At 67.5% G+C, this 3,709-nt stretch carries 6 protein-coding genes; 1 reads left to right on the top strand and 5 read right to left on the bottom strand.

Translation table 11 applies throughout. The annotated features are described in order from the left end of the window. Together ACFWPJ_RS27400 and ACFWPJ_RS27395 are read right to left on the bottom strand one after the other, a co-directional pair. The coding region (locus tag ACFWPJ_RS27400; protein WP_378855558.1) for an FAD-dependent oxidoreductase at positions 1-411 on the bottom strand (411 nt) is incomplete at its 3' end. A gap of 112 nt (positions 412-523) precedes the next feature. Beyond that, on the bottom strand, positions 524-1,894 hold the full coding sequence (locus tag ACFWPJ_RS27395; RefSeq protein ID WP_378855560.1) for a flavin monoamine oxidase family protein: 1,371 nt from the start codon (positions 1,892-1,894) through the stop codon (positions 524-526). A gap of 63 nt (positions 1,895-1,957) precedes the next feature. On the opposite strand from ACFWPJ_RS27395, the gene ACFWPJ_RS27390 reads away from it, so the two are divergent. Then, a complete protein-coding gene (locus ACFWPJ_RS27390; protein WP_378855556.1) occupies positions 1,958-2,560 on the top strand; it encodes a TetR/AcrR family transcriptional regulator in 603 nt (200 codons plus the stop codon). Between the two features lie 95 nt (positions 2,561-2,655). On the opposite strand, the gene ACFWPJ_RS27385 is transcribed toward ACFWPJ_RS27390, so the two are convergent. Genes ACFWPJ_RS27385 through ACFWPJ_RS27375 form a run of 3 tightly spaced genes read right to left on the bottom strand, consistent with a single transcriptional unit; the run spans position 2,656 to position 3,658 of the window. Beyond that, positions 2,656-3,060, bottom strand: coding sequence for a DUF302 domain-containing protein (locus tag ACFWPJ_RS27385; RefSeq protein ID WP_378855554.1), 405 nt, complete (start codon positions 3,058-3,060; stop codon positions 2,656-2,658). A 43-nt stretch (positions 3,061-3,103) separates the two neighbouring features. Then, entirely contained in the window at positions 3,104-3,349 is a 246-nt protein-coding gene (locus ACFWPJ_RS27380; protein WP_378855552.1) for a DUF2892 domain-containing protein, read from the bottom strand. Between the two features lie 39 nt (positions 3,350-3,388). Then, the gene (locus ACFWPJ_RS27375; RefSeq protein ID WP_327097682.1) at positions 3,389-3,658 is read right to left on the bottom strand and encodes a metal-sensitive transcriptional regulator; all 270 of its coding nucleotides are present in this window, start codon (positions 3,656-3,658) and stop codon (positions 3,389-3,391) included. Between the last annotated feature and the right edge of the window lie 51 nt (positions 3,659-3,709).

Below are 3,709 nucleotides of genomic sequence, written 5' to 3'. Positions count from 1 at the left end.
ACCCACTTGAATTACGGTCTCGGGGGCTGGTATTTGTGTATACGACACCCCCCGCGTCGCCGCCGCGCCCGGGGGTCCCGGGCGAGCGCCGTCGAGGATGGTCGGCAGCAGGGTGGTGTTCATCCGGAACCGGGTGGCACCGAGCTCGGTGGCCAACGCGGAGAGGCGGTGATGGTCGTGGCCGATCCACTGCCCGCCCAGATCCACCCGTGACCCCAGCGCGGTGGTTTCGCTCATCGCGCGCCCGCCCGACCGGTCGGCGGCCTCGAGCACGAGCACATCGACACCTGCCCGGTGCAGGGCGCGGGCCGCTGTCAGTCCTGCCAATCCTGCCCCGATTACAGCCACGGTTGTGGTGGTCGGGGCCGAACCCGAGGGTGCCTCAGTATGCGTAGAGTCTTCGCTGCTCATGTCTGCCTTTCCGGGCGGACGAGACCGCCCTGTCCAAAACTAGAGTTCGGTCGCGGTGCTGCTGCGCCATGATGGCCTATCCGCGCGCGAGCAACGGAATCGGCGGTAGCTGTCATTTGTTCGCCACAGCGGTAGTCAGGGCGCTGTTGATCTCCATGGCGACGCGGTGGCCGGACTCGGCGGCACCGTCGATGTAACCGGGCCAGCGGGTGGCGGTTTCGGTGCCTGCCCAGTGCAGCGGGCCGGTGGGGCGGCGCAGTGCGGGTCCGAAGCGGGTCAGGGTGCCGGGGGTGGTGAATGCGCCGTAGCAGCCACGGCTGTATTCCTCTTCGGCCCAGTCCTTTTCGATGTAGTCGATGGGTTTGCGCGCCCGCGGGCCGAAGTACCCGGCCAAATCCTCGAGTACCCTTGCGCGGCGGTCGGCCGAGGTCAGCCGGGCGCCGGCGTCGGCGTGGCGGCCTTCGAGGAATCCGACGAGTACGCCGGGGGCACCGTCGAAGGGAGTGTTGTCGAAGACGGTGCCCAGGGCTCGCCGGTCGCTGTTGGCCTGACCGGACCAGCCCTCGGCCCGCCAGAACGGTTCGTCGTAGGCGACATTGACCTTGATCACCCGGCCCATCGGCATCCGCTGCACGAGCTGGTCCCGATCACCGGGCAGGCCCGGGGTGAACCGGATCCGGGCGACCAGCGGCGGCGGCACCGCGATCACAGCGCGGCGCGCACGCACCGTCACACCGTCGGCGCGGACTCGCACTCCGGTGTCGTCCCCATCGATTTCGGTTACCGGGCTGTTGAGGACGATCCGGTCCCCGAGTTCCTGGGCCATGGCCAGCGCGATGGTCTGGGTGCCACCCACGACCCGGTCCTGCTGGGCGCCCTCGGCGACGTTGATCAGCGCGTCGAGCCCGCCGGCGGCGCCGATGTAGACGTTCGCCCACAGCGCCGACATGTCCTCCGGTCCGGTGGCGAATACGGCCTCGGTGATCAATCGGAAGAAGGCTCGCCCGTCGGTGGTGTGGGCGTGGTTACGCAGCCAGGTGTCGAAGGTCTGCGCGTCCAGGGACTCGGCCTGCTCGTACTCCCACGGCTCGGTCCGGACGACCTTGCTCGCCAATCGGTCCAGCCGCAGCTGGGTCTGGGCGATGTCGAGCAGCGTCAGCGGGTTCGCCCGGGGAATGCGGCCGGTGTACTCCGAGCGCGAGCGGCCCACCTCGGCGATGTGACGCCCGGCGTGGTGGGTGGGATAGGTCCGCAGGCCCAGCTCCTCGATCAGGGCCATCACCTGATGCTGGGTTGGGCCGACCCACTGGCCGCCGACCTCGATCGGCGAGCCACCGGGCAGTTCGGCGTTGAGCAGGCGGCCGCCCACCCGGTCCCGCGCCTCGAGTACCAGCACCTCGGATCCGCTGCGCACCAGGTCACGGGCTGCGACCAGGCCTGCGGTACCGGCGCCGACGATCACGACGTCCACCGACTTGTCCATACTCATCGCCTCCGCCATTCGCAGCGTATCTGTCATACACACTGTATGTGCTAAACATAGCGTATGGAGTCTTTGCGTGACAAGCATGTCGAGAACACCCGGCAGACTCTTCTCGAGACCGGGGCTCGCCTGTTCGCCGAACTCGATTACGCCGGTCTGTCGGCCGAGGAACTGGTCCGGGCCGCCGGCCTGACCCGCGGCGCGTTGTATCACCACTTCGACGGCAAGAAGGGACTGTTCGATGCGGTTGTCGACGATCTCCAGCAACGAGCGGCGCAACGCATCCGAGCCGCGATCGACTCCTCGACCGATCCGATGGAGCTTCTCGAACGGGCCATGGAGGCCTTCCTCGACGTCTGCACCGAGCCTGTCTACCGCCACGTCGTGCTGCTGCAAGGGCCCATCGCGCTGGGCTGGCAGCGCTGGCGTGAAATCGACCAGCGCCACCTCGGCGGCCTGGTTGTGTCAGGCGCCCAGGCGCTGCTCGAGGCCGGTCGAATCCAGCCGTACCCGCCCGAACTACTTGCCAGCGCCATCTATGGTGCGCTCACCGAAATGTCGCTCACCATCGCCGAATCCGACGACCTGGCCCGCAGCCGCGCTCAGGCAGCCGGGTTGACCCGTGCACTCCTCGATGGACTGATCGCGCCCGTCACGGACAATTGAGGCCGGCGCCGAACCGTTCGTTGCCCTGCCCGATCGTGCGGACAGGCGAACGGCGGTCCACCCCGACCTCACGTCGGCCTAGGTCGAGTTGGCGTTCAACGATCGCGCAGTGATTCGATGGCTGCGCCCAGCCTGGTGGTGGCTTCGGCGGCGATGGGTTCGAGGGCTGGTTCGCCGGTGAGTTGGACCATCAGGTTCGGGTTGATGGCTTCGACGATGACGAGGTCGTCGGCTTCGGGGTCGCGGCGGACTACCACGTTGCAGGGCAGCAGCAGTCCGAGTTGGCGGTTCACGCCGACCGCGCGGTGGGCCAGCGGTGGATTGCAGGCTCCGAGGATGCGGTAGTCCTCCATATGCTCGCCTAGTTTCGCCTGCACCGTCGCCTGCATGTCGATATCGGTGAGCACGCCGAATCCTTGATCTGACAGCGCCTTTCGGGTCAGCTCGACGGCCTCGTCGAAGCTGTGGACGCGCAGGGTGGTGGTCAGTGCCAGTTTCACGAGTCGTCTGCTTTCTACGTGGTTCGGGAATGCTCGAGGAAGGTCACGGCTGGGACGGTGCGCACGCGGACGGCTCGGCGGGCACGCCCATCCGCCGCAGTAGTAGCGTCGCCGGGCACCAGCCGGCGGCACCGTAGAGCAGCAGGTTCGCGCCGACGAAGCCGGTAACGATCAGCCACCACGGCGAGAACGCTACGGCCAGCATCGTGGTGATCAGCACCAAGGTTCCGGCCAGCAGCGGTACGACGCGCGCGATGGACCAGCCCCGATGTCTGGGAAGGTTCGGCATGGATCGGCTCCGATCTTTGTTCGGCGCGCCGCCTGCTGGTCAGGCGAGAGCGAGGAAGAGTTTCTCGAGTTCGGCTTCGGTCATGGGCTCGGAACCGTCGGCGGTGTCGCCGGTGAGGCATTCGCGCAGGCCCGTGGCGACGATCTTGAATCCGGCGCGATCGAGGGCGCGCGAGACCGCGGCGAGCTGGGTGACCACGTCTTTGCAGTCGCGGCCCTGTTCGATCATGGAGATCACCCCGGCCAGCTGGCCGTGGGCGCGGCGCAGGCGGTTGAGCACCTGGGCGATAGTCTCTTCGTTACCAACCATGACACATCCCTTTCACGGATCGCTGTTCCCCCAGCATACCCCCCTGTCTCG

The organism is Nocardia sp. NPDC058497 (assembly GCF_042720195.1).
GTDB lineage: Bacteria > Actinomycetota > Actinomycetes > Mycobacteriales > Mycobacteriaceae > Nocardia.
The sequence above is the reverse complement of the archived record's forward strand: the minus strand, read 5'-3'. Positions and strand labels throughout refer to the sequence as shown.

Coding starts and splice junctions, on each gene's coding strand:
- ACFWPJ_RS27395 (WP_378855560.1), bottom strand. CDS start 1,894: ATGGACAAGTCGGTGGACGTCGTGATCGTCGGCGCCGGTACCGCAGGC.
- ACFWPJ_RS27390 (WP_378855556.1), top strand. CDS start 1,958: ATGGAGTCTTTGCGTGACAAGCATGTCGAGAACACCCGGCAGACTCTT.
- ACFWPJ_RS27380 (WP_378855552.1), bottom strand. CDS start 3,349: ATGCCGAACCTTCCCAGACATCGGGGCTGGTCCATCGCGCGCGTCGTA.
- ACFWPJ_RS27375 (WP_327097682.1), bottom strand. CDS start 3,658: ATGGTTGGTAACGAAGAGACTATCGCCCAGGTGCTCAACCGCCTGCGC.